General features: G+C 57.5%; 23 protein-coding genes and 2 tRNA genes. 6 read left to right on the top strand and 19 right to left on the bottom strand.

The features are described 5' to 3' along the window. Window positions 1–1,152 (bottom strand): fumarylacetoacetate hydrolase family protein, encoded by a 1,152-nt coding sequence (locus AC27VQ_RS05095; protein ID WP_488715460.1) that lies wholly within the window; start codon window positions 1,150–1,152, stop codon window positions 1–3. A gap of 122 nt (window positions 1,153–1,274) precedes the next feature. Continuing rightward, complete coding sequence (locus tag AC27VQ_RS05090; protein WP_488715459.1) at window positions 1,275–2,465, bottom strand: MFS transporter; 1,191 nt, start codon at window positions 2,463–2,465, stop codon at window positions 1,275–1,277. A 79-nt stretch (window positions 2,466–2,544) separates the two neighbouring features. On the opposite strand from AC27VQ_RS05090, the gene AC27VQ_RS05085 reads away from it, so the two are divergent. Next, the gene (locus tag AC27VQ_RS05085) at window positions 2,545–3,546 is read left to right on the top strand and encodes an AraC family transcriptional regulator (RefSeq protein ID WP_488715458.1); all 1,002 of its coding nucleotides are present in this window, start codon (window positions 2,545–2,547) and stop codon (window positions 3,544–3,546) included. Here AC27VQ_RS05085 and AC27VQ_RS05080 read toward each other — a convergent pair. From AC27VQ_RS05080 to AC27VQ_RS05035, 10 genes are all read right to left on the bottom strand, one after another. After that, window positions 3,547–3,622, bottom strand: a tRNA-Phe gene (locus AC27VQ_RS05080). A 174-nt stretch (window positions 3,623–3,796) separates the two neighbouring features. Further along, window positions 3,797–4,006 carry a DNA gyrase inhibitor YacG gene (gene yacG / locus AC27VQ_RS05075; RefSeq protein WP_313526795.1) on the bottom strand — a complete coding sequence of 70 codons (210 nt, stop codon included), beginning with the start codon at window positions 4,004–4,006 and terminating at the stop codon, window positions 3,797–3,799. Further along, window positions 4,006–4,626, bottom strand: a complete 621-nt coding sequence (locus tag AC27VQ_RS05070; RefSeq protein WP_313526792.1) for a Maf-like protein — start codon at window positions 4,624–4,626, stop codon at window positions 4,006–4,008. The genes yacG and AC27VQ_RS05070 overlap by 1 nt, the downstream gene beginning before the upstream one ends. A gap of 90 nt (window positions 4,627–4,716) precedes the next feature. Next, window positions 4,717–4,935 carry a translation initiation factor IF-1 gene (gene infA / locus AC27VQ_RS05065; RefSeq protein ID WP_007759621.1) on the bottom strand — a complete coding sequence of 73 codons (219 nt, stop codon included), beginning with the start codon at window positions 4,933–4,935 and terminating at the stop codon, window positions 4,717–4,719. A gap of 145 nt (window positions 4,936–5,080) precedes the next feature. Beyond that, on the bottom strand, window positions 5,081–5,542 hold the full coding sequence (locus tag AC27VQ_RS05060) for an arsenate-mycothiol transferase ArsC (protein ID WP_421594202.1): 462 nt from the start codon (window positions 5,540–5,542) through the stop codon (window positions 5,081–5,083). 4 nt (window positions 5,543–5,546) lie between these two features. Next, window positions 5,547–6,023, bottom strand: coding sequence for a UPF0262 family protein (locus tag AC27VQ_RS05055; RefSeq protein WP_313526786.1), 477 nt, complete (start codon window positions 6,021–6,023; stop codon window positions 5,547–5,549). Window positions 6,024–6,026: 3 nt separating this feature from the next. Beyond that, complete coding sequence (gene hisD / locus AC27VQ_RS05050) at window positions 6,027–7,325, bottom strand: histidinol dehydrogenase (RefSeq protein ID WP_488715457.1); 1,299 nt, start codon at window positions 7,323–7,325, stop codon at window positions 6,027–6,029. Window positions 7,326–7,372: 47 nt separating this feature from the next. Continuing rightward, a complete protein-coding gene (locus tag AC27VQ_RS05045) occupies window positions 7,373–7,810 on the bottom strand; it encodes a DUF2948 family protein (protein ID WP_488715456.1) in 438 nt (145 codons plus the stop codon). Window positions 7,811–7,915: 105 nt separating this feature from the next. After that, window positions 7,916–9,208, bottom strand: a complete 1,293-nt coding sequence (murA, locus tag AC27VQ_RS05040; RefSeq protein ID WP_313526778.1) for a UDP-N-acetylglucosamine 1-carboxyvinyltransferase — start codon at window positions 9,206–9,208, stop codon at window positions 7,916–7,918. 166 nt (window positions 9,209–9,374) lie between these two features. Beyond that, window positions 9,375–9,575 carry a hypothetical protein gene (locus AC27VQ_RS05035; RefSeq protein WP_488715455.1) on the bottom strand — a complete coding sequence of 67 codons (201 nt, stop codon included), beginning with the start codon at window positions 9,573–9,575 and terminating at the stop codon, window positions 9,375–9,377. Window positions 9,576–9,724: 149 nt separating this feature from the next. Here AC27VQ_RS05035 and AC27VQ_RS05030 point away from each other — a divergent pair. The 3 genes from AC27VQ_RS05030 to AC27VQ_RS05020 all read left to right on the top strand — a co-directional run bounded on the left by AC27VQ_RS05030 (window position 9,725) and on the right by AC27VQ_RS05020 (window position 11,077). Beyond that, window positions 9,725–9,799 (top strand) — tRNA-Thr (locus tag AC27VQ_RS05030). Window positions 9,800–9,926: 127 nt separating this feature from the next. After that, window positions 9,927–10,334, top strand: coding sequence for a phospholipase D-like domain-containing protein (locus AC27VQ_RS05025; RefSeq protein ID WP_488715454.1), 408 nt, complete (start codon window positions 9,927–9,929; stop codon window positions 10,332–10,334). Window positions 10,335–10,786: 452 nt separating this feature from the next. Then, on the top strand, window positions 10,787–11,077 hold the full coding sequence (locus AC27VQ_RS05020) for a hypothetical protein (RefSeq protein ID WP_488715453.1): 291 nt from the start codon (window positions 10,787–10,789) through the stop codon (window positions 11,075–11,077). A gap of 585 nt (window positions 11,078–11,662) precedes the next feature. On the opposite strand, the gene AC27VQ_RS05015 is transcribed toward AC27VQ_RS05020, so the two are convergent. The 3 genes from AC27VQ_RS05015 to aepX are packed head-to-tail and all read right to left on the bottom strand — an operon-like array spanning window position 11,663 to window position 15,250. After that, entirely contained in the window at window positions 11,663–12,811 is a 1,149-nt protein-coding gene (locus tag AC27VQ_RS05015; protein ID WP_488715452.1) for a phosphonoacetaldehyde reductase, read from the bottom strand. After that, entirely contained in the window at window positions 12,811–13,941 is a 1,131-nt protein-coding gene (gene aepY, locus AC27VQ_RS05010; protein WP_488715451.1) for a phosphonopyruvate decarboxylase, read from the bottom strand. The genes AC27VQ_RS05015 and aepY overlap by 1 nt, the downstream gene beginning before the upstream one ends. 4 nt (window positions 13,942–13,945) lie before the next feature. Then, entirely contained in the window at window positions 13,946–15,250 is a 1,305-nt protein-coding gene (gene aepX / locus AC27VQ_RS05005) for a phosphoenolpyruvate mutase (protein WP_488715450.1), read from the bottom strand. A 380-nt stretch (window positions 15,251–15,630) separates the two neighbouring features. Between aepX and AC27VQ_RS05000 the strand changes: the two genes are divergently transcribed. Then, on the top strand, window positions 15,631–16,641 hold the full coding sequence (locus tag AC27VQ_RS05000) for a CDP-glycerol glycerophosphotransferase family protein (RefSeq protein ID WP_488715449.1): 1,011 nt from the start codon (window positions 15,631–15,633) through the stop codon (window positions 16,639–16,641). Window positions 16,642–16,897: 256 nt separating this feature from the next. Next, a complete protein-coding gene (locus AC27VQ_RS04995; protein WP_488715448.1) occupies window positions 16,898–18,064 on the top strand; it encodes a pyridoxal phosphate-dependent aminotransferase in 1,167 nt (388 codons plus the stop codon). A 325-nt stretch (window positions 18,065–18,389) separates the two neighbouring features. On the opposite strand, the gene AC27VQ_RS04990 is transcribed toward AC27VQ_RS04995, so the two are convergent. From AC27VQ_RS04990 to AC27VQ_RS04975, 4 genes are read right to left on the bottom strand one after another with little or no spacing between them, the layout of a single operon-like run. Further along, a complete protein-coding gene (locus AC27VQ_RS04990) occupies window positions 18,390–19,526 on the bottom strand; it encodes a class I SAM-dependent methyltransferase (protein WP_488715447.1) in 1,137 nt (378 codons plus the stop codon). Further along, window positions 19,527–19,949 carry an FAD synthase family protein gene (locus AC27VQ_RS04985; RefSeq protein ID WP_488715446.1) on the bottom strand — a complete coding sequence of 141 codons (423 nt, stop codon included), beginning with the start codon at window positions 19,947–19,949 and terminating at the stop codon, window positions 19,527–19,529. 30 nt (window positions 19,950–19,979) lie between these two features. After that, on the bottom strand, window positions 19,980–21,539 hold the full coding sequence (gene asnB / locus AC27VQ_RS04980) for an asparagine synthase (glutamine-hydrolyzing) (protein WP_488715445.1): 1,560 nt from the start codon (window positions 21,537–21,539) through the stop codon (window positions 19,980–19,982). A gap of 43 nt (window positions 21,540–21,582) precedes the next feature. Continuing rightward, entirely contained in the window at window positions 21,583–22,905 is a 1,323-nt protein-coding gene (locus AC27VQ_RS04975; RefSeq protein WP_488715444.1) for a CDP-glycerol glycerophosphotransferase family protein, read from the bottom strand. Window positions 22,906–23,196 lie beyond the last annotated feature (291 nt).

Raw genomic sequence — 23,196 nt, 5'->3', positions numbered from 1 at the left:
TCAAACGAGCCCGCGCGAGGAGAGATTGCGCATCAGCGCCGCGATGCCGAAGGTCCAGGGCGGGCATTCGGTGGAGAGGCGCACGGTGTTGGCAAGCGCCCCCAGTTCCGCATTGGAGATCACCACCCGGTCGCCCGTCTTGTGCGTAAAGCCCTGCCCCGGCGCATCGCGATCCTCGACCGGCGCAAACAGCGTGCCCATGAACAGCATGAACCCGTCAGGATACTGATGATGTTTGCCGATGGTCTGCGCGACGAGATCGAGCGGGTCGCGGCTGATTTCACGCATCGTGCTGCGGCCCTTCAGCACGAAGCCGTCCTCCCCCTCAATCATGAGGTCGAGATCGGCCTTGCGCACGTCGTCGATCGAATAGGTCTCGTCGAAAAGGCGGATGAACGGGCCGATGGCGGAAGAGGCATTGTTGTCCTTCGCCTTGCCGAGCAGCAGCGCCGAGCGCCCTTCGACATCGCGCAGGTTCACGTCGTTGCCCAGCGTCGCGCCCTTGACGCGCCCGCCACTATCGACGGCGAGCACAATTTCAGGCTCCGGATTGTTCCACCTGGAAATCGGGTGGAGCCCGACCGACGCGCCCCAGCCGACCGACGACAGCACCGGTGCCTTGGTGAACACTTCTGCATCCGGCCCGATGCCGACTTCGAGATATTGCGACCAGACGCCCTCCTCGATCAGCGCCGCCTTGACGCTCGCCGCCGCTTCCGAACCCGCCTTCAGGTCGCGCAGGCTGTCGCCGATGATCGCGGTGACGCGCCCGCGCACCTTTTCCGCCAGTGCCGGATTGCCTGCCGCCTTCTCCTCGATCACGCGCTCGATCATCGAGCGGGCGAAGGTCACGCCGCAGGCTTTCACCGCTTGCAGATCGCAGGGGGCCAGCAGATGCAGATGGGAAAAATTGCCGGCGCCTTCGATCGAGGCCTCGAGAACGGCATCGAGCATGCCGAGCGATTCGCAGGGTGCCGCACAGGCGATCGCGACGGGGTCGTCCTTCTCCAGCAAGTCCCGCATGGTGGGAACGTCCTTCGAGGTGATGTCGCAGAGCCTGCCATCCCTGAGTACCACCACCGCCGGCCCCTGCACATCCGGCCGCCAGACGCGCCCGACAAACGTCCCCCGCGAAAAATCACCTGCCGTCACGCGCCGCTCCTCCAAAATCCTCGGTGGACGTTGTAACGCGAAAAGGCAGGACGGGAACAGGGCAGGAATGAGAACGCCGAAACGAGCGGGGGATGGCGACGAGGCGCCGCCATCCCGAACGATCAGGCAGGCTTTGTGCGCACCGTCGAGACGATGGTGAGGGCCGCGAGGAAGAGAGCGACGCCGCTGGCGACAAAGACGCTCGATACGCCATTGGCATCGAACAAGGCACCACCGGCCGCCGCTCCCGTCGCAATCGCGAAGTTGATCGCGGCAACGAAGAGGCCACCGGCACTTTCCGCCTCATCCGGCACCGCCCGTGTAATCCAGGTCGACCAGGCCACCGGCACCGCGCCGAAGGCGAGGCCCCAGAGCGCGACCATCGCCGCATCGCCGGCAAGGCTGCCGCCGAAAGCGGAAAGCGAGAGGGCGAGGGTCCCCATTACGAGCGGCATGATCGTCAGCGTGAAGCGCATGGACCGTTCGAGCAGCACGGCCCCGAGATAATTGCCGAAAAAGGTGGCGATGCCGAAACCAAGCAGCACGCCCGAGACCCCCTCGACGCCGACGCCGGTCACCGTTTCGAGAAACGGCCGGATATAGGTGAAAAAGGCGAAGTGACCAGTGAAGACGAGCAGGATCGCCAGCATGGCAAAACCGACGCCCGGCCGGGCCAGCACCTCTACCAGCGTGCCGAAGCGCGAATGGCCACGCGGCGGCAGCGCGGGTAGCGTCGCAAGCTGCACGACAAGCGCCAGCGCGCCAAGCACGGCCGCCCCCAGGAAGACATTCCGCCAGCCGACGATATCGCCGACATAGCTGCCGACCGGGGCGGCAAAGACCGTCGCCAAGGATACACCGAGGAACATGACCGACAACGCCTTCGCCACCAAAGCCTCCGGCACCAGCCGCATCATGGTCGCCGCCGAAAGCGTCCAGAAACCGCCGAGCGCCATGCCGAGCAAAACGCGAGCGGCGAGCAGCATCGGAAGATTCGACGACATCGCGACGAGCAGGTTAGAGAAGATCAGGAGCACTGAAAGTCCGAGCAGCACCAGCCGCCGGTCGAGTTTGCGCGTCACCACGGTAATGACAAGGCTCGTCACCAGCGCGACTGCGGCCGTCGCCGTCACCGCCTGCCCCGCCATGCCCTCGGAAATCCCGAGATCATCAGCCATGGGCGTCAAAAGGCTTGCCGGCAGGAATTCCGCCCCGACCAGCCCGAACACGCCGAGCGTCATGGCGAGCACGGCTCCCCAGGCCGGGCGGGCCTCGGCCTCGCTCTCGGGCACTGCTATTGTTGCATCCGTCATCTGCCATCCCTTTCCTGTTGCAGGTGCGTGCTGGAAAGGTGGGTTGAAACACGGGACGCACAATGCCATTTTATCCGTAATGTTTGATCGATCGTCCGACCTGACCCAAAATGCGCATGATCCCGTCGGCGAGCTTCTGATGGGCATGCGCCTGCGCGGCGCCAGCTATGGCCGCCTGCAACTGACCCCGCCCTTCGGCATCCGCTTTCCCGCGGGCCCGGAAGCCCGTTTCCACTTCATCGCCCGCGGCAAGGTCATTTTGCGCGCACCGGGCGAGGCTGACCGAGCCCTCGGCTGCGGCGATGCGGTGCTTTTGCCGCGTGGCGAGACACATGAAATTGTCACCGGCCCGAATGCCCGGATGCGCGACTACGAGAGCTATACGCACAAACCGCTCTGCCCCGAAGTCGAGGCGGTGGAAGCCTGCATCAAGGAAACCAGCCGCGAAAATGACACGCTCATCTTCACCGGCCGCATGGAATTCGAACTGGATACGCTGCACCCGCTCGTCGGCCTGATGCCGCAGATCATGTCCGTCGGCGCGCTGATCGGCCGCCAGCCGGAACTGATGCCGCTTCTGGGAGCGATGGAGCGGGAAATGGCGGAGGAACGCGTCGGCTCGGCCGGCATCCTCGCCCGCCTTGCCGATGTCATCGCCGCCTCCATCGTGCGCGGCTGGGTGGAATGCGGCTGCGGCGATGCGACCGGCTGGATCGAGGCTTTGCGCGACCCGCGCCTCGGCCGCGTCATCGCCGCGCTGCACCGCGAGCCCGGCCGCAGCTGGACGCTGGCCGACATGGCGCGGGAAATGGGCAGTTCCCGCTCGGTCTTTGCCAAGCGCTTCGTCGAAATAACGGGCGTTACCCCACAGCGCTACGTGCTGGCGCTGCGCATGCGGCTCGCCGAACAATGGTTCCGCCGCGACAAGCTCGCCATCGACACCGCCGCCCGCCGCCTCGGCTTCGGCTCCCATGCAGCCTTCGCCCGTGCTTTCAAACGCATAGTGGGCGAACCGCCCGGCCAGACGCGCAAGAAGACGACCGCAAACGGTTCTCGAAATCAGAAGATCGGGGAGAATTAATGGTGCCCGGAGGCGGATTTGAACCACCGACACGCGGATTTTCAATCCGCTGCTCTACCAACTGAGCTATCCGGGCATCCGGGTGGATTTCGGTTGGAAATCCGTGGGGCGTTTGGTTTCGCCCCGGAAGCGAGCGGGGTTATAACATCTTGCAAAAATGTGTCCACCCCTATCGGCGGTTTTTTGCGGGAAAAATGACAGTCTTTTCAAGTTTATGAAAAGATTGGCTTTTTACCATGCCGTATGCGGCTCACAGATCGTCGTCTTCGGCTTTTTCCTCACCGTCGGCGACCGGAATGGCATAGGAGCCGGAGAGCCAGCGGTTGAGATCGACATCGCGGCAGCGGTTCGAGCAAAAGGGGTAATGCTCGCGCGCCGAGGGGCGGCTGCAGATCGGGCAGGGCACGGCCTTGCGCAGCGGCGCTACGGAGGCGGCGGGCTTTTCGGGCTCGTCCGCCATCAGGCATCCGCCCAGCCGGCATGCACGTCGAAGCCTTCGCCCGACAGCAGTGTCAGGGTCTCGTAGAGCGGCAGGCCGACGACATTGGTGTAGGAACCAACGAGCTTGACGACGAAGCTGCCGGCAATGCCCTGGATGGCATAGCCGCCCGCCTTGCCGCGCCATTGGCCGGAAGCGAGATACTGCTCGATGTCGGTGGTCGACAGGCGCTTGAAGCGGACCTTCGTGTCGATGACCTTCTGGCGCACGGTGCGGTCCGGCGTGATGAGGCACACGCCGGTGAAGACGCGGTGGCTGCGGCCGGAGAGAAGATGCAGCGCGCTGGAGGCCTCGTCGATCATCTCCGTCTTCGGCAGGATGCGCCGGCCGACGGAGACGACCGTATCGGCCGAAAGGATATAGCTGCCGGCAAAGGCGGGATCACCCTTGATGGCGGCGAGTGCCGCCTGCGCCTTGCCGGTCGACAGGCGCCGTGCGAGCGAGCGGGGATGCTCGGAGCGCTTCGGCGTCTCGTCGATATCCATCGGCATCAGGCGCGCGGGTTCGATGCCCGCTTGCGCGAGCAGTTCAACGCGGCGCGGCGAGCCGGAGGCGAGGATGAGCTTGTCGGTCTGCGCCATGGGATCTCCGGGAAAGCGCCGGGGGCGCCGGATTTCGCTCTCGGGCCAGGGGCCGAACGAGGGCGCTGCCCCAGGGCTTCGAAAAGCGTCTTACTTGAAACGGTAGGTGATGCGACCCTTGGTGAGGTCGTAAGGGGTCATCTCGACCAGCACCTTGTCGCCGGCGAGAACGCGGATGCGGTTCTTGCGCATGCGGCCCGCGGTGTGCGCGATGATCTCGTGCTCGTTCTCAAGCTTGACGCGAAACGTTGCGTTCGGGAGCAGTTCCGTCACGATGCCGGGAAATTCGAGGACTTCTTCTTTTGCCATGTTCGAGCGGTATTCCTTGGAGGTGGATTTGGGACATGCCTTATGCCGGCCCCGAAAAGTTGCCGGAAACTACACAATCCCCGGGGCTTTGTGAACACCGAAGCGCAGGCTTTCTGCATTTGCCGGGAACATGGCTGCTTTGCGCTCAGCCGGGGGGCTTCAAACGCTTCTCGATCAGGAGCTTCAGGTGCTCGCGAACGTCGCGGTAGGAGTGCAGGATCTGGTCGCGCGTGCCGGTCGCGACGGAGGGGTCGGGTGTCGGCCAATACATGACGTCGACAGCCATGGAGCGGGTGAGTTCGAGGGCGGCGTGATGGGCTTCCGGCGCGAGCGTCACGATGAGGTCGAAATAATCGTCCTCCAGCTCATCCAGCGAATGCGGCGCATGGCGGCCGAGCGACAGGCCGACCTCGCTGAGCACGGCATCGACGAAGGGATCGCGCTCGCCGGGGCGGATGCCGGCGGAGGCGACATAGGTGCCGGGCAGCAGGCTGCGGGCCAGCGTCTCGGCCATCGGAGAGCGCACGGCATTCATGCGGCACATGAAGAGGATCGAACGGGGTGTCCGAGACGGGGATTTGTCGAGTGCCGGAAAAACACCCTCCATCCGCTCACCCGCGCCAATAGAGAACGCAGACGAGCGTGAACAGACGGCGGGCGGTGTCGAAGTCGAATTTGATCTTGCCCGACAGCCGGTCCATCAGGGTCTGCGAGCCCTCGTTGTGGATGCCGCGCCGCCCCATGTCGATCGCCTCGATCTGGCTGGGCGTGGAAGAGCGGATTGCCTGATAGTAGCTCTCGCAGATCAGGAAATAGTCCTTCACGATGCGGCGGAACGGCGTCAGCGACAGGATATGCGTCGCGACATTCTCGCCTCCCTCCGTGCGGATGGCGAAGACCAGCTTGCTGTCGAGAAGCGAGATATTGAGGCGGTAGGGGCCGCCCGCGTGGCCGACCGGCTCGAAGGTGTTTTCCTCGATCAGATCGAAGATGGCAACGGCGCGTTCGTGCTCCACGTCAGGCGTGGCGCGGCCGATCGTATCGTCCAGCACCACGTCGCAGAGGCGGAAGTTGCCCTTTGTGCCCATGCGTCAGCTCTCCAGATTGAGCCGGATGGCGACGGACCGCGCATGCGCGCCGAGCCCTTCGGCCTCCGCCAGCGTGACGGCGGCAGGGCCGAGCGCCCGCAGCTGATCGGGACCAAGCCGCAGGATCGAGGTGCGCTTCATATAGTCGAGCACCGAGAGCCCGGAGGAGAAGCGGGCCGAGCGGGCGGTCGGCAGAACGTGGTTGGAGCCGCCGACATAGTCGCCGATGACTTCTGGGGTGTGGCGGCCGACGAAGATGGCGCCGGCATTGCGAATATCGGGCATCAGCGCATCGGGTTTAGCGGTCGCGATCTCCAGATGCTCCGCGGCGATGCGGTTTGCCAGCGGCACGGCCTTCTTGAGATCGGGCACGAGGATGATGGCGCCGAAATCGCGCCAGCTGGCGGCAGCGGTTTCCGCGCGCTCCAGCGTCTTCAACTGGCGTTCGACGGCGGCCTCGACGGCATCGGCAAGAGCCGTGCTGTCGGTGACGAGGATCGACTGGGCGCCGACATCGTGTTCGGCCTGGGCGAGCAGGTCGGCGGCGAGCCAGTCCGGATCGTTGTCGGCATCGGCGATGACGAGCACTTCGGAGGGGCCGGCGATCATATCGATGCCGACGGTGCCGAAGACCTGACGCTTGGCGGCGGCAACGAAGGCATTGCCGGGGCCGGTGATCTTGGCGACGGGCGCGATGGTCTCGGTGCCATAAGCGAGCGCTGCGACGGCCTGCGCGCCGCCGATGCGGTAGATTTCATCGACGCCGGCAATGCGGGCGGCCGCAAGCACGGCCGGATTGATCTCGCCTTCCTTGGCCGGCACGACCATGACGAGGCGCGGCACGCCGGCGACCTTGGCCGGCACGGCATTCATCAGCACCGAGCTTGGATAGCTCGCCGTACCGCCGGGCACATAGAGACCGACGGCGTCGATCGCCGTCCAGCGTGAGCCGAGGCCGACGCCGATATCGTCCTCGTAGATATCGTCCTTCGGCATCGCGCGGGCATGGTGCTTTTCGATGCGCTGCGCGGCGAGTTCGAGGGCCGCGATGATCTTCGCATCGACGGCGTCATAGGCTTTTTCGATCTCTTCCAGCGACACGCGCATGGAGGTCACGGAAAAATCGAGGCCATCGAACTTCTTCGAATAGTCGGCCAGCGCCTTGTCGCCGCGGGCGCGCACATCGTCGATGATGGCGCGCACGACGGTGTTGACGTCTTCGGAGACCTCGCGCTTGGTGGTCAGGAAGGCAGCAAACCGGCTTTCGAAATCGCTGCTCTGGTAGTCAAGTCTGATCGCCAAGTCTGTCGTCCCTGTCGTCTCCCGGCAAAACTTGCCGGTTCATGCATTCAAACCGCTGGATGGCGGGGCTTCAAGCTGGTTTCCCATGCTCCGCCGGTATCTGCAAGCTGAACTTCGACGCATTCCACATCGAGGGCCACGGAAGCATTGCCCGAGAGCACGACATCAAGCGTTCCCTCCGGACCTTCGCCCTTCGGCGTGAAGTTTATGGCAAGCAGGGAGAACACGGCACTCGTATCCTTGCGGTCGATGCCGAGGGAGCGCACGGCGTTGACGCGCTTGAAGGCGACCACGGTGCGGCGGCGCTCGAAGCTCTTGCCGCGGCTTGCGGCATTTTCCCAGACGAAGCGGTTGACGACGACCGAAAAGACATGCTGGCGGGCGTCGAAGGCGAGGCCGTCGGTCTTGAAGACCGCGTCCTGGAGATGAGCCGAGACGACCGCGAGGTCTTCGGCGTCGAGGGCAAGCAGTTTCAGGCTGTCCATAGTCGATGTCCTTCCCGTGGACGCCGCCAGATGCGGCATCCCGTATATTCGGTAAACGAGATAGGACGGCACGCGGCGGACTGCAACGCCGCCGCGTGGGAAAGATCAATCGCTGACGCGTTCGACGATGGCGCCGCAGCGGGTGAGCTTCTCTTCGAGGCGCTCGAAGCCGCGGTCGAGATGGTAGACGCGCGAGACCATCGTCTCGCCTTCGGCGGCGAGGCCCGCGATGACGAGCGAGACGGAGGCGCGCAGGTCGGTCGCCATGACCGGAGCGCCGCGCAGGCGTTCGACACCCTCGATCTTGGCCGTCTGGCCGGAGAGCGAGATTTTTGCGCCGAGGCGGGCGAGCTCCTGCACATGCATGAAGCGGTTTTCGAAGATCGTCTCGGTGATGTGCGAAATGCCGCTCGACTTGGTCATGAGGCCCATGAACTGCGCCTGCAGGTCCGTCGGGAAGCCCGGGAAGGGATCGGTGACGACGTCCACCGGCTTGATGCCGCCGCCATTGCGCACGACGCGGATGCCGCTTTCCGTGGAGGTGATCTCGGCGCCGGAGCGGCGGATTGCCTCAAGCGCGGTATCGAGCAGGGAGGCTTCCGTGCCTTCCAGCACGACGTCGCCGCCGGTCATGGCCACAGCCATGGCATAGGTGCCGGTCTCGATACGGTCCGGCAGGACGCGGTGGCGCGCGCCGGAAAGCTGGGTGACGCCTTCGATGGTGATGGTGGAGGTGCCGGCACCCGTGATCTTCGCGCCCATGGCGTTGAGGCACTTGGCAAGATCCTGCACTTCAGGCTCGCGGGCGGCATTGCCGATGACGGTCGTGCCGCGGGCGAGCGTCGCTGCCATCATGAGGACGTGGGTCGCGCCGACCGAAACCTTCGGGAAGGTGTAGCGCGCGCCGATCAGGCCGCCGGCCGGCGCCGTCGCCTCGATATAGCCGCCGTCGATCTCGAGCTTGGCACCCAGTGCCGCAAGAGCCTCGATGAAGAGGTCGACCGGGCGCGTGCCGATGGCGCAGCCGCCCGGCAGCGAGACACGGGCCTTGCCTTCGCGGGCGAGCAGTGGGCCGATCACCCAGAAGGAGGCGCGCATCTTCGAGACCAGCTCGTAGGGTGCCGTCGTGTCGACGATGTTGCGCGAGGTGAAGGTGACGGTGCGCGAATAGCCCTCGCCCTGGCGCTCGCGGCGGCCGTTGACGGTGATGTCGGCGCCGTGGTTGCCGAGAATGCGGATGAGCTGCTCGACGTCGGCGAGATGCGGCACGTTTTCCAGCGTCAGCGTGTCATCGGTGAGCAACGACGCGATCATCAGCGGCAGCGCGGCGTTCTTGGCGCCGGAGATCGGAATGATGCCCTTGAGTTCGTTGCCGCCTACAATCCTGATACGATCCATATGCGATTACGGGCCAGGCCCGCCTTTCTTGATATATAGGCTTTCGGAGATTGCGGCCTCTTTAGAGCATCGCGAAAGAAAAATGAAGACCGTGCCGGCCGCCCGCTTTCGCGCACGCCCGGCTGGGCAACCATCCCCGTAGCCTTCGTGGTGAAGACGGTTTCGACTAACCGTCCGATTCGTCTTTTTTTGCGGCAGGGGCCGAGCCGGGCAAACCCGTCGTCTCATCCGCCTCGCCGGCGCGCCGCGCACGCGCCTGCTGCTTGCGGCGCTGGAGATTGTCGCGCAGCGTCCTGGCCAGCCGCTCCGCCCTGATCTCCGCCTCCGTCCTGATTTTCCCGCTTTTCGTCTCGTCCTTGCCGCTCATATCCCTTCTCATAATGAAATCGCGGGCAGGAAAAAAGCACCGCCGTCATCAGTTTGTTGCGATAATCACGAAATCGCCGCTTGCGCTACCCATCCACCTATGGCAATAGGCCCTCGCCCAACGCGAAAGCGCCTTCCGCTTCGCAAGATGCTGCTATAGCTCAGGGGTAGAGCACTCCCTTGGTAAGGGAGAGGCCGAGAGTTCAAATCTCTCTAGCAGCACCATTTTTCCTATGGAAAAGCGCCTCACAGAGGCTATCCAGATGCAACAGACGATCCCGATGGTCGCGTCTCAGCCCCCGGAACTATTTCCGTATGCTTCACACCCTACGAACGCTGCTCGAATCAAATTGTGGCAGCCATTGATGATGCCACCACATCCGTACTTGTTCAGGCCTACCAATTCACGGCAACGCCTATCATTGACGCACTGATTCGAGCCAAGGAGCGAGGCGTCGACGTAAAGGCAATTCTTGATTTCCAGAGGGCACGGCGCGAAAAAAACAGCGGGCTCGCCAGATTATATAACGCCAACATTCCAGTCTGGATCGACCACCCGAAACACACGGCCCACAGCAAGCTAATCATTATAGATGAAACTCTGGTTATTGGAGGCTCATACAACTATACGCCGACGGCAGAGAACAAGAATACCGAGAATGTAACCTTCTTAGACAGCGAGGAAGTGGCAGACTGGTACATTGATAATTGGTGGAAAAGGCAAAGAGTATCTCAGCCATCTTCAGGTGAGCGCCCCTAAAACTCTTTTGGGTATTTTCGCTGATTTTGAAACAGCATTGACAACAACGTTGTCAGCCTTGGAGAATCGACGGCGGAGGGGCAATTGAATAGCCTCGATTTTCGCACCCTCCTGTTTGGATTCTCCGCCGGCTCTCGAACTCGGCGAGCGGTAGCGCGCCGTTCGAGACTCGCCTGCGTTTTGGGTAATAAACATGTCAACGTAGGCGAGCACCTTCGTGCGGGCTCCATGGCGTAAACGATACGCAACAAATCGGACTGATGCCCGTCAAAATGCCAATAATTTGCTCGTCGTCTTCGGAGAGTAGACCGACCATCGGACATTCCAGAAGAGAACGTCCCACGCAGCAGACGTCCAGCCACGAATTTTTTCTGGCAGACACAGCGCCACTGCCCTATCTTCTTTCCCTAGATTCCGTGCCGCCGCGGCGGCAATCAGGAGGAGCGACAGTCATGACGGCTAAGCTGATCGTGCTAGCAGCGTTTAACAGGAACGTCGATGGCGATTTAGTCCCTGCCTTTGAACCGCGCCAGATTGAGACTGAGAAGCGTGCGGTCCGTGTGGCAAAATTGCTTGCGGGGAATTATGATGGCGTAGTGGCTTGGAGCCGGGAAGCCAATCCCGCCTTGGGTGAATATGGTCCATCCAAAGTATTGTTTCAAGCGGGTGAATTACCATATTCTTGCATAAGTGAAGAAGTTGACCAACTCGAAACGAATGGTCAGCATTTTGATATTCATTAGAGATTGCCACTTTTAAATCAAATCTGGGCTATGGCAGACTGTTGCCACAGGCGGGGAGTGGATGCGTTTCTCTGTCGCCCTCTTTCATGGCTGAATGTGCGTGGGCAATGACGAGAACAGGCCAGTTCAGGCACCGCCACGAAAACTGCCGCTGAAACTCTCAAGGGAAACTATTTTGCATCGGTTTGCCGGGGGCCACAGAATGATCATCTCCGTGCTGTTGTCGGAGACAATCAACTTCTGCTTTCACGCCGTGCGATGAGGCTGCCCCCAAGCGAGCTGCGCGCGTACAAGGATGCGCTATTCTCCCGTCTCCTCGCGTGTTACGCACCCTACCAAATTTTGAGGGGAGATTATGGAAGCAGGGTATCGGTCAGGTCGCGTTCGCGACCCCGGAATTGGAACGACTGGTTCAACCGTCGCTGCATTACGGATCTCATCGACAACATACCGCCATCCGCAGATGACGATCGATATTATTCAAAACCGGGCGCACCAACTAAGGCAAAACAGCCCAAAAGGAATGCCAACGGCAAAATCCGCCCCACTAATCTCTTCGGAGGAAGCTAATCCTCACCCAACACATCAATCACACAAATACATAATACTTTTTTTGATTACCGTCCTGATGTCGGAAATATCGAAGCTGCGCATATTATTGTCCGATCGACTCGGAGTTATCATCTCGGAAAGGCAATCTAATATGTCATCGGGATTCACGACATACTTTATTATACTTTGCCAGGTCTCCGCTTCTTTCAAGACGCTGATAAGCTTTTTTCGGAAATCGGGCAGATTCGCGTGACCGAGCGAGCGTGCAACATATCCTAACCTGCCGTCGTCCAGTCGGCCATTGAAGTCCAGCAGGGCTGGCAAAGTGAAGCTACAGGCAAAGCCATGCGGCAGACCGAAACGCGCAGTTAAAGGATATGAAATCGAGTGGGCTAGCGCAGTGCGCGTCTGGCTAATGCAAAGCCCTGCCAAAAGACTCGCCTGGGCCATCGCACTGCGCGCTGCGACATTAGCAGGGTCACGTCCGGCAACGCCCAAAGCGTCAAGTGAGAGCCGAAGTGAATTAATCGCCAAGCCCAGGGTAATTTCGTTGCACCCTCGATTCCATACAGATTCAAGCGCTTGGGAGATCGCGTCGAGGCCGGTCGAAAACGTAACCTCTTTTGGCATACCCTGCATTAAATCTGTATCAATCAGCGCGACAACTGGAAACATATCCTTGTTCGCAAGAGAATACTTTTTCTTGGTCAGCCCGTCCCAAACCGTCGCAAAGGGTGTCACCTCGGCTCCCGTTCCCGACGTCGTGGCGACCGCGTAACAAGGTAACGATTTTGAATCGTGCAAAGGAACACCTTGGCGAAAATGGGCGGCGAGGGTCCAGGACGCGGGTGCTGTTATTGCCTTTGCAATGATCTTGCCACTATCTATAGCGCTGCCGCCGCCGAGCGCCAATACGGCATCCGGCCGGGCTTCGCGCACCGCATCAATCACCGCATCAAGATCATCAAGCTCCGGATTAGGCGTGATCGTATCAACGACATGAACGAGACGCTCACCCAACAGATGGACAAGCCGGCCCGTGACGCCGCGTCGCGTGAAGCCGGGGGTTGTGACGAGGCAAATCCGATTTTCGTTAATGTTTGCGGGAAAATCGTTGACCTTCCCGGCCCCAAAAATGACTGTCGTCGGGTTGAAGAAAGTGAAGGATGAAACCAGTCTCATCAATTGCTGCCAATCTGCAACATCAAGTTCCGCTTATTTTCGAGTGGCGTACTTTTGGGACGTCCGAGATTCTTGCGCGCACCTGGACGGACGCGCAGCTCAATGAAAACAGGGCCGCCCAAACAGGCGGCTTCCCTCAAGGCCGCTTGAGCCGACTCGCAGCTATAGGCGCGAAAAACATGCCGGTAGCCACTCGCCTTAGCGATTCCTTCGAGATCGATAGACAAGCCTGCAGTCGGCTGAGCGCCGACAGAATCGTGGACACCGTTGTTTAGAATGATGTGGATTAGGTTCTTCGGAGCCGCCTGCCCGATGATCGGGAGTGTTCCCATATGCATCAGCACCGAACCGTCGCCATCCAAGCATACAACCTCACGGTCGGGCTGACCAATTGCGACGCCCATCGCGATTGAGGCAGCGTGCCCCATGCCTCCGACCGCAAGGAAGTCTTTTGTTGCTGTCTGGCCTTTCTTTATGCGGAGTTCATAGAGTTCCCGAGACGTAAAGCCAGTCGTTGCAATGATGACGCTCTCTTCAGATAAGACTTCCGTTATTGCCTCAATCGCCTCCTCCCGCGAGGGCAGTTCTCCCCCCTGCGGCGACGTTTCTTTTTCGCTTACAAATGGCTCAAAAGCGCCACTTCGTACGAGGAGAGCTACTGGACGGCTTTCCGCCCGCATTATGTGCAAAAGATCTGAGAGCGCTTCGTTTGCGTCGGTGTCCTTGTCGATAACGACGAAAGGGACCTCCATAGAGTCCAGCATCGCTTGTGTTACGCGCCCCTGCTTAACATGCTGAGGCTCATCCTTCACACCGGGCTCTCCGCGCCAACCAATGATCATGAGCAGCGGAATACTGTAGATTTCGGGATCTGCGAGAGAGGTCAACGGATTGACAAGATTACCGATGCCTGAATTTTGAAGATAAACGCACCCATATTGGCCCGTGCCGATATGATAACCTACAGCCAATGCGAAGGCAGCACCCTCATTGGCAGCAATGACATGGTGGTTGGTTGGCAGAGTAAATGTTATACACTTGCAAAATTCTTTGAGAAGAGAATCCGGCACGCCCGTGAAGAAACATACTCCGTTTTCTTGTAATGCTTGCAGAAAGCGAGAGGGGTCCACTAATTTATTCCTTGATCAGCGAAATAATCTCATTGATCGGCATGATATTGGCATCAACCTCAAGCGACCGTCCATGACGCAAAATCGACTCTGCCGTCGACATCATAGCCGGATAGGCCGCGCGCAATAGATGATTGGCGTGAATGACAACATTGGCGCCGGCTCTGACGAGTTCATCTTCTGTTGCGCCATTGTAGCTAGAAGGAACCACGACAAGGGGCTTGTCACGGCGGAATCTGTTGAAGTGTTCGCAGAACGCAAAGATTTCGGCAGGATCCTTATGCCGGGAATGAATCATGATGCCGTCCACTCCGGCATCACAATAAGCGCGCGCACGCGCGACGGCATCGTCCATTCCTCGATCGAGGATCAAGCTTTCGATCCGAGCGAAAATCATGAAATCTTCAGTCACTTTAGCACTTTGCCCGGCGGCGATTTTCTCACAGAAACCGTCGATAGTGTCTTGCTGCTGCTCGACCTCCGTGCCGAAAAGAGAATTTTTCTTAAGCCCGACTTTATCTTCAATGATAGCTGCCGAAATACCGACCCGCTCAAGTGAACGCACGGTGAACTTGAAATGCTCGATCTTACCCCCGGTATCGGCATCGAAGATGATTGGTTTGGTCGTTACTTCACAGATATCGTTCAGGTTCGCGATACGGGATGAGATGTCGACGGCTTCGATATCCGGCTTACCCTTCACGGTAGATTCTGTGAGGCTCGAAGCCCACATTGCGTCAAAGCTGCGCGAACCGGTTTCAAGAGATACAGATGCCTTCTCGACAATAATGCCCGTCAACGGTGTATGGACTTCCATGACACGCACGAGATCCTTGGCGGCAAGCAGGCGGCGCAACATACCGCGTCGAATGTCAGGCGTCGTTCCGAGTTCACGCACAGACTTATTGAGCTGGGTAGAGGAAATGCCTTGCGTGTAAGGGATATCGACGAGCTGCCCCCCCCACTGTTTCAACACGTCTATCACCCGCCGGCGGGTCTCGCGCTGCACCCCTTCTTTCCAGTCATCACCGTGGACTACAAAGTCGGGACGCTCTATTTCCAGATTCGGCACATAGTCCAATGTCTCCTGAGGAATGACCCGCGCGACCCCCTTCAGGGCGCCGACTATGATGCTTCGCTGTTCGTAGGTCATAAATGGAACGCGCTTATAGCTGGCAATCGCTCTGTCGGTGAGAACGGCCACCGTCACTTCACCAAGCTTCGCAGCTTCGCGAATGATATTAAGATGTCCCGGATGCACGATATCAGCGCTCATCGCGACATACACTTTTTTGCTGGAATCCGACATTAGTTCCCCATAACCACAGACATAGGCGCCTAGGCTGCTTTAAAGCCTATTCTGTGGCCAAGCTAGGACATTGATTGAGAGGTGAGCTATTTTATGATGCTGTGAAGCGCTCCATTTCGACCGAGCAGCCGGCGCAAGCAGAAAGGCTTCAACGCCCCGATAAGCGGGGAGAAAAAATGACCTGCTGCAAGCGCGGTTGATGGCGCATCAGCGGCGCCAGAGAACGTATGGCAGGGCCATATTTAGGACGCGAAACGATTTTCCCATCCGTTTCATTTCAGACCACGCCTCATTTGGCTGGGTCAGGCGGGGATTTTACATGGCGAGGAATATGCCCTAAAGGGTCACAATCTATTAGTTTGTGACAGTGGTGTGAATGCATGCGAATTGGTTTTTTGGTCTGGAACGAATTTCAATTCTACCATTTTCGCAGCGTATTGAAAGCGATACCCGAAGCGATTCTGTTCGTGGATGTTCGCGCAGGCCTTCACCGACGATTTCCATTCGATGTATTGAAGGAGATCAGCAACCCGATCGTTAAGCTTCGGAATTCTGAGCTGTCACCCATTGCAGGACTGGTTGATGGTCTGGTTGTGCAGTCTAATACGGACGCTCGAGCACAGCTACCGAATATGCCGCTAATCGCCACCCAGTACAGCCTTTCAAAAGAATGGCATCAATACGGAAAATGGATGCAGGAGGCCGATCTGGTTCTTTGCTTCGGCGAATATTCCCGTCAAAAAATACGAACAAGCGCGCCTGTCATTCCGGTCGGAAACCCGAGAATGGATGAATATTTCGATGATTCACTTGATGAATCGATTCTCGAGAGCATGCGCAGAAAGATTGACCCGAAAAAGCCGACCATTATGTTTGCGCCGAGCTGGAATGACCAAAAAATGACGGCGGCATTGAATGACAGCTGCCGCTCTTTGGCGGCCAAGTTTAATGTCTTGTGGTCGCCCCATCACAACACCCGTATCTTTCGGAATAAGCTTGCAAATATCCTATTTCGACGGACCGTGAACTATGACCGATATCTCTACTGTCTGAAACTTGCCGATATATTGGTGAGCGATACAAGCGGGTCCCTTTTTGACGCGTTGCATGCAGGTAAATTTGCGATTGTCGCGGACTTCAATCAAACGAGTTCGATCGACAAAGACTCTATTGAATTCAATATGCGCGAGAAAATTGGCCCCGTCGCGCGAATCCCCGAGGACATAGGGCGATACGCGAACGACCTTATGATCAACGCGCTTGATTTCAAGCAAGCGAATGCCGAACTGTGCAGTCTATGTTTTTGCGGAGACGGTGGCGCTTCGGAACGTGCATCCTTTGCCATTCGAGCGTTTTTGGCGCAAAAATTAAGCGAAGCAAGCGCACTCTGACTTCTGAGATGCTCCACTCTTCCTTCATAGGAAACGCGGCCTTCAATTTACCCCAGGCCTTATCGAAACTTCGTCATGCTACGACCTAAAGGCCGGGCAGTCCCTGGCGATCGATGACTGGTCGGACAGTCGGTAACGTCAAATCGATTGATGCGTCCATCAACGAAACTCGTTTGCCCCTCCGGCAAAACCCGATAGATCTTTGCGTCCGAAATCGTCGAACGCGACGAGGTACTTACGCCGGAGTGGCCATTCCATGACCATCATCGAAAATCTCAGCCCCCGCTCCGTCCGCGCGCCCGAAAGCGGTATCGTCGAGGTCGTCAATTACGCGCGCGGGCGCGACGGCCTCATTCCGCTCTGGGTGGGCGAAGGGGATCTGCCGACGCCGGAGTTCATTTCGCGGGCGGCCTCCGAGGCGCTGTTGCGCGGCGAGACCTTCTATACCTGGCAGCGGGGGATTCCGGAGCTTCGGGCGGCCTTGTCGCGCTATTATGCACGGCGTTTCGGTGTGACGCTGCCGGCGGAGCATTTCTATGTCGTCGGGTCGGGCATGCAGGCGATCACGCTTGCGATCCAGGCGCTCGTTTCGCCCGGTGACGATATGATCTATCTCACGCCGGCCTGGCCGAATTTTGCGGCAGCGGCCGCGCTTTCGGGAGCCAATCCCATTGCCGTGACGCTCGATTTCGCGGGCGGGCGCTGGCAGGTCGATCTGGACCATGTCGAGGCCGCCATCACGCCGAAGACACGCGTGCTCTTCATCAACACGCCCTCGAACCCGACCGGCTGGACGGCGTCACGCGAGGACCTGAAGAACCTTCTCGCCATCGCACGCAGCCATAACCTCTGGATCATGGCCGACGAAATCTATGCGCTTTATCATTATGCTGGCGGCAGGGCGCCGTCCTTCCTCGATGTGATGGAGGCGGGTGACAAGATCATCTTCGTCAATTCCTTCTCGAAGAACTGGTCGATGACAGGCTGGCGCGTCGGCTGGATCGTCGCGCCGCCGGAAATGGGCCAAGTGTTGGAAAACCTCATTCAGTATTCCACATCCGGCGTGCCGCAGTTCCTGCAGCAGGGCGCCATTGTGGCGCTCGACGAGGGCGATGCTTTCCTGCAAGCAAATATCGACAAAGCGACGAAGAACCGCGACGTGTTCTGCGATGCCCTGATTGCCACCAACCGCGTCGAAACGCTGAAGCCGGATGGTGCGCTCTATGCCTTCTTGAAGATCGATGGCGTGACGAATTCGCGCCGTACCACCATCGACATTGTCGACCGCACCAATGTCGGTCTGGCGCCAGGCATAGCCTTCGGCCCCGGCGGTGAACTCTTCATGCGTGCCTGCTTTCTGCGCGATCCCCGTCAGATCGCCGAAGCCGCCGGCCGGCTCGCCAGCTATATCGCGGCGCGGTGAAGCCCGTCACAACCGTGCGACACAAGATCGATCCACTCGCTCAACCGGCGCTTTCGGCGGCGCGATTCTCGCCGCGCGCCGAATGGGCGCTTTCCCAGCCGCGCGTGCTTGGCAACGAGTGTCTGAACGAGCCCTGCTCTGGTTGCTTGCCCACGCATACGCAGTCATCAATGCCCGGAAGGAAGGTGACAACAGCAACAGACCCTACTCATCGTTGAGCTCCCCGAACGAGCTCGCAATGAAAATGGCTATAGAAAAAACTGCTGGCATGAGGCCGTTTCGACCCAGGACTCTCCCGGAAGCTGAACAGGCAATCGGGCTCGGGTCAGGGGTTTAGGTCAGTAGCCTGCTCTATCTCGTATAAAATATTTGCAGCCGTTAGACTAGGAAACCATTTGTGGAACGCCCAGAGACGAACTCCGCCATATAAGCCGTAGTGAGCTTTCACGCTGTATCCCATCTGCTCAAGCCAATAGATAAAATCTCTATGACTCCAGAAACGAACATGTTCCTTCATGTGGTATACGATGGTGGTTATGGGCGTTTTCCCAAAAAGCGCCAGATCAATACGATGTTCTACATACCCCATATTGGGAACCGCGATGAAGAGCTTCTTCTTAAATTTTCCCTTTAGAGATTCAGCCAGCAATTCAGCATCAACGACATGCTCCAAAACGCACATTAGTGTTATATAGTCGTATTTCTTATCTATGGGCGTTACAGTTATATCTTGCTGATATGCTTGCACTCCGCGGGAGTTGGCGATCTCAACAGCAACACTGGATAGGTCAATGCCATCACACTTGACCCCATCACAGAGCGCGTCGATCTCCTTAATAAACGTGCCGTCGCCGCATCCAATGTCCAAAAGTGATGAATTTGGTTCAATCTGCTGGGCGATTACTGTCGCCCTGTAGCGGGAACTGGGGGATATACTGAAGGAATTATTGTCGCGCCGCTTTATCCAGTAATCATCATAACTGGATTCGATCGAGACCATCGGATAGCGGCGGCGACGACGCTGGAGAAAGCGGCTAATTTCTCTAACAAAGAAGAAACGTCCCTGCCGGCTTTCACGCTGGGCCGCCAGCTCATCATTAAGGTTCGAGATAAAGCTGGGATAGCCCGCCTCTCGCCGCTCCTTATATGCGCGTAAATAGTCATCGACACTGACAAAATCCAATCGCTGGCGGCGTATTCTCCTCTCGATCTTTTCCCGATTACGACGCGCCGCGCAATTGACAACCAGCACGCGTTTTAGAAATCGATCCCGCCAGACGACTTCTCGAATGATGGGGATCCCCCTGTAGGCGGCATCTTCCGACTCGTGTTTAACAATGCCCACGACGGAAGACAGCCGCTGCCGACTTTCCAAAAGATCGATCGCCTCATCAAGAAATGGCCCCATTCCCCAAAGAACGATACGATTATAGTCGTCGAAAGGATCCCGATCCTCGATCACCTAGTTGTCAGTCCTAAGCTTCTGAAGCGTCTCGTTAATCAGCGTCGACGACGTGCTCATCGTATAGGGGAAATACACGATCCGGACGCCAACAGCCGAAAACTCTGCGTCCAGTTCTTTCCATTTGGGCGAATTATACCAATCGTCGCCGACAAACATAACGTTGAATTTAAAGCGGTTCCACGCGTCCATTTTATCACGCGTCGTTTGCGGAACTGCGACATCGACATATTGAATGCTATTGACGATCTCCAGGCGCTCGGAAAACGGAATGACCGTTTTCTTGGCTTTGTATTCGTGCACCAGTTCATCCGTGCTGACAGCCACGATAAGCTTGTCGCACAACGACTTTGCATTCTTCAGGACTCGAACATGGCCGACATGGAAGAGATCATAGACCCCGGCCGTATACCCCAAAATCATTGTATGTCTCCAGAAGGTTCTATTATCGCATCATGCTTTCAGGATGTCGGACTGAATGTCGCTCCAGCGCTCACCCAAAAGCGTTTCCATATTAAACTTGAGCCAGCGATCCATGCCCGTCCCCTTGCCCGAGAAGATCGAATCCGTCGGGACAGGGAAACCTACTTTCTTGCGTTCAATGATCTCGATCGGCACCAGATCCGCAAATGCCCGCTTCAAGGGTGCCTTCACAACACCGCCCTGCATACGGAATTCCGCCGGCACGCCATACATCAATTCAACAAATCGATGGTCGACGAAAGGAACACGCGCTTCCACAGAGCAGAGCATCGTGCTGTTGTCGAGGCGCCTCAACAAGCCATGAAGGTGATACTTCTGGAAGAATACGGCAACCTTGTCCAAGCAGTCGGATCGGTCGCTAACGGGCAACAGGATATCTTCCAGGATATCGAAGTCGACATGTGATCCATAGCTGTAGTAAGAATCAAATTCACGGATGTCCCACTTGCCCTGCGAAGCCCAACGGAAGATACGGTCGTAACCGAAAAACAGTTCGTCAGCGCCTTCGCCACTCAAGACAACCGTATTCTTCTCTTTGACCGCCTTCGTCATTTTGTAGAGAGAGACTTCGTTGGGAACAGACAGCGGCTCCTGGCGGTGAGCGATCATTCGGCCAGCAAGGTCTACAAATTCATCAGAATCGATCAGAACCTCGTGATGATCGCACCCGAATTTTTTGGCGGCCAGGCGCGACCATTCAAATTCATTGTTGTCTTCAAAACCCACCGTCCACGTATCCGGGCGCGAGCTCAAACCAGCGACAATGGTGCTATCGAGACCGCCGCTCAAATAACTACCGACGGGTACGTCCGAAATGCACCGGTAGTTCACGGCACTGATCATCATGTCGCGAATTTCTTCGTCAGTGACCGATTTGGAATAATCGGAATGCGGCAGATCCCAATACTTATGCACCTTCCCATCCTGGAAATAGTGCCCGGCTGGAAGCATTGAGATATCGGAATAGAGGGTCCGTCCATTGAAGAAGGCGCGGGCCTTCATGTATTGACGGATCGCCATATAGTCGAGGCGATCGACGTTGTGCATTTCCTTCAGGGCTCTCAGTTCCGAAGAGAAGCTGATGCCATCCGCGGTGCTTACGTAGTAGAGCGGCTTTACCCCAAGGCGGTCGCGCGCAGCGAAAACCGCGCCGCTCTCAAGATCGAGGATGACGAAGGCAAACATGCCGATAAGCTCGTCCAGAAAGCGCACGCCGAGCTTAACATACAATTCTATCAGGATTTCCGTATCGCTCGTGGTGCGTGCTGCTATCCGGTGCCGGTCACGAAGCTCGCGAAAATTATAGATCTCGCCGTTGAAAACGATGACGTAGCGTCCGTTTGCCGACGTGAACGGCTGGTTCGACCTATTCTCCAGATCCATGATCTTGAGGCGGTTATGTCCCAGCTTGGTATGGCCATACTCTGATACCGATGAGGCATCAGGACCACGATGGTTCATGGTGAACAAAGCAGAACGGAACGCCTCTGTGGTAACCGACGGATTTGTCGAGAACAAAATTCCACACATGTCAAAAGTCCCTAGATGTTAGATGCCGCTCGGCTCAGACGCGTCAGATGGGGGAATTCGTCAGCTTTTCATCCATCCACAACCAGAGGCGCTCTGCAGAATTGGCATCCCTGAACGAGTGAGCGGTGCGCGCGACCCGTTGCCGTTCTGCGCTGAACTCTTCCGGCTGTTCCATGCTTCTCGTAATGGCGTCGCTCAATTCCTCGAACGTCACAGCTTTCGGGCCTGGCGTCCAGTCTTCGTAAGGGTTGAGAACGAAACCGAGGCTGTCACCGTAGTCGCCGATGTCGACAGGCGTAAAGATCACCGGCTTATCAACGAGCAGGAAGTCAAAGTAAATCGAAGAGTAATCGGTTATGAGCGCATCACCCTGACCGAGGAGTTCATAAAGATCGACTCCACTGTCTTCCAGCATAGCATCCGTGAGCAGAGCAAAGTTTGGAATATTTTGCCCACGCAACTTCCTAATGAAAAAGGTTTCTTCATAGGGATGAAGCTTCGCAACAATAGTGATCTTGTTTTCACGCAAATATTCCATGAAGGGCTCATAGCCCTCATGAGGCATACCGAAAATATTCCTCATGGACTTGTTGCCGTCGACACGCCTCTTACTCTTGTAGGTGCGCCGCCACGTCGGAACAAAGAAGACGATACGCTGATCATCGTCAATGTTGAGTTTCGACCTAAAGAACTCGTGAATTCCATCCGCCTTAAAAAGCAGATCATTACGAGGATTTCCGGTCAACAGAAACTGCTTCTTTCCGATGGGAAAGGACGAATTCACCACGGTCTCAAACATCGGCGACGACGACGAAAAGAAAAGGCGATCGCTATTGTCGTATATGCTCTTAAGGCGGCGGAGCATACCATAATAGTAGTTCTTGCCGCTCTTGTTAGACATCAGGCCAGCCGACTTCATCGGAAAACCGTGCCAAAGCTGGACACCGATCTGATACTCATTTCGAGCAAAAAACTCATACTCGTGCGTCTGGAAAATCACCCGAGCATCACGCAAAAGCTTATAGGTTTTGAAGTTTAGCGGATATCTGTACTTTACAATACGGATATCGTATTTCGACCGTATCCAGTCCGGAGCACACTTATACATCGCAAGCGTGTTCGAGCCACTGTTGTTCGTCTGAACAAGTGCAATAAGCCGCCTGTTATAGGGAGGCGTCACGCGACGAGAAAGAATGCCGTCCAAGTAAAGAACAAGCTTATTGGCGGACGCCGATCCTTTTCCGTGCTTAAGAATAGAGCGATAGACAGATTCCGCAATTTTATGGATATTTCCAAAAACTGTATGGAACAAAGTCGCAAGAATAACACCCAGCACAAAAGGGATTATTGCGTATGCGTAGTTCATGGTGCCATCTTTCATTTTTAAGGCGCGGCGATCTATCACATAGTTCGAGATCGAGTGTCAACATAACGTCACAAAGCCAGGCTATCCTAGCTTTGGTCGCATGCTCTGGCTTGCTTGGTATCGCCCTTGGTATCGCCGTCGGGTTTGGCGAAAAATTGGCCGCACCAGAAGCTCAATCGCAGCGCTTGTAATTGCGAGACATCAAGGCTTCAAGAGGCAGCGTGCTCAGCAGCTAAATTTTATGCGGCTGACGTTCACGCAGCATCGTGTATTGGATTTCTTACAGCCTGG

Source organism: Shinella sp. 20P9.1.1 (genome assembly GCF_057798995.1).
Note: the sequence above shows the minus strand (reverse complement) of the source record. Positions and strands in the feature narration are given on the sequence as shown.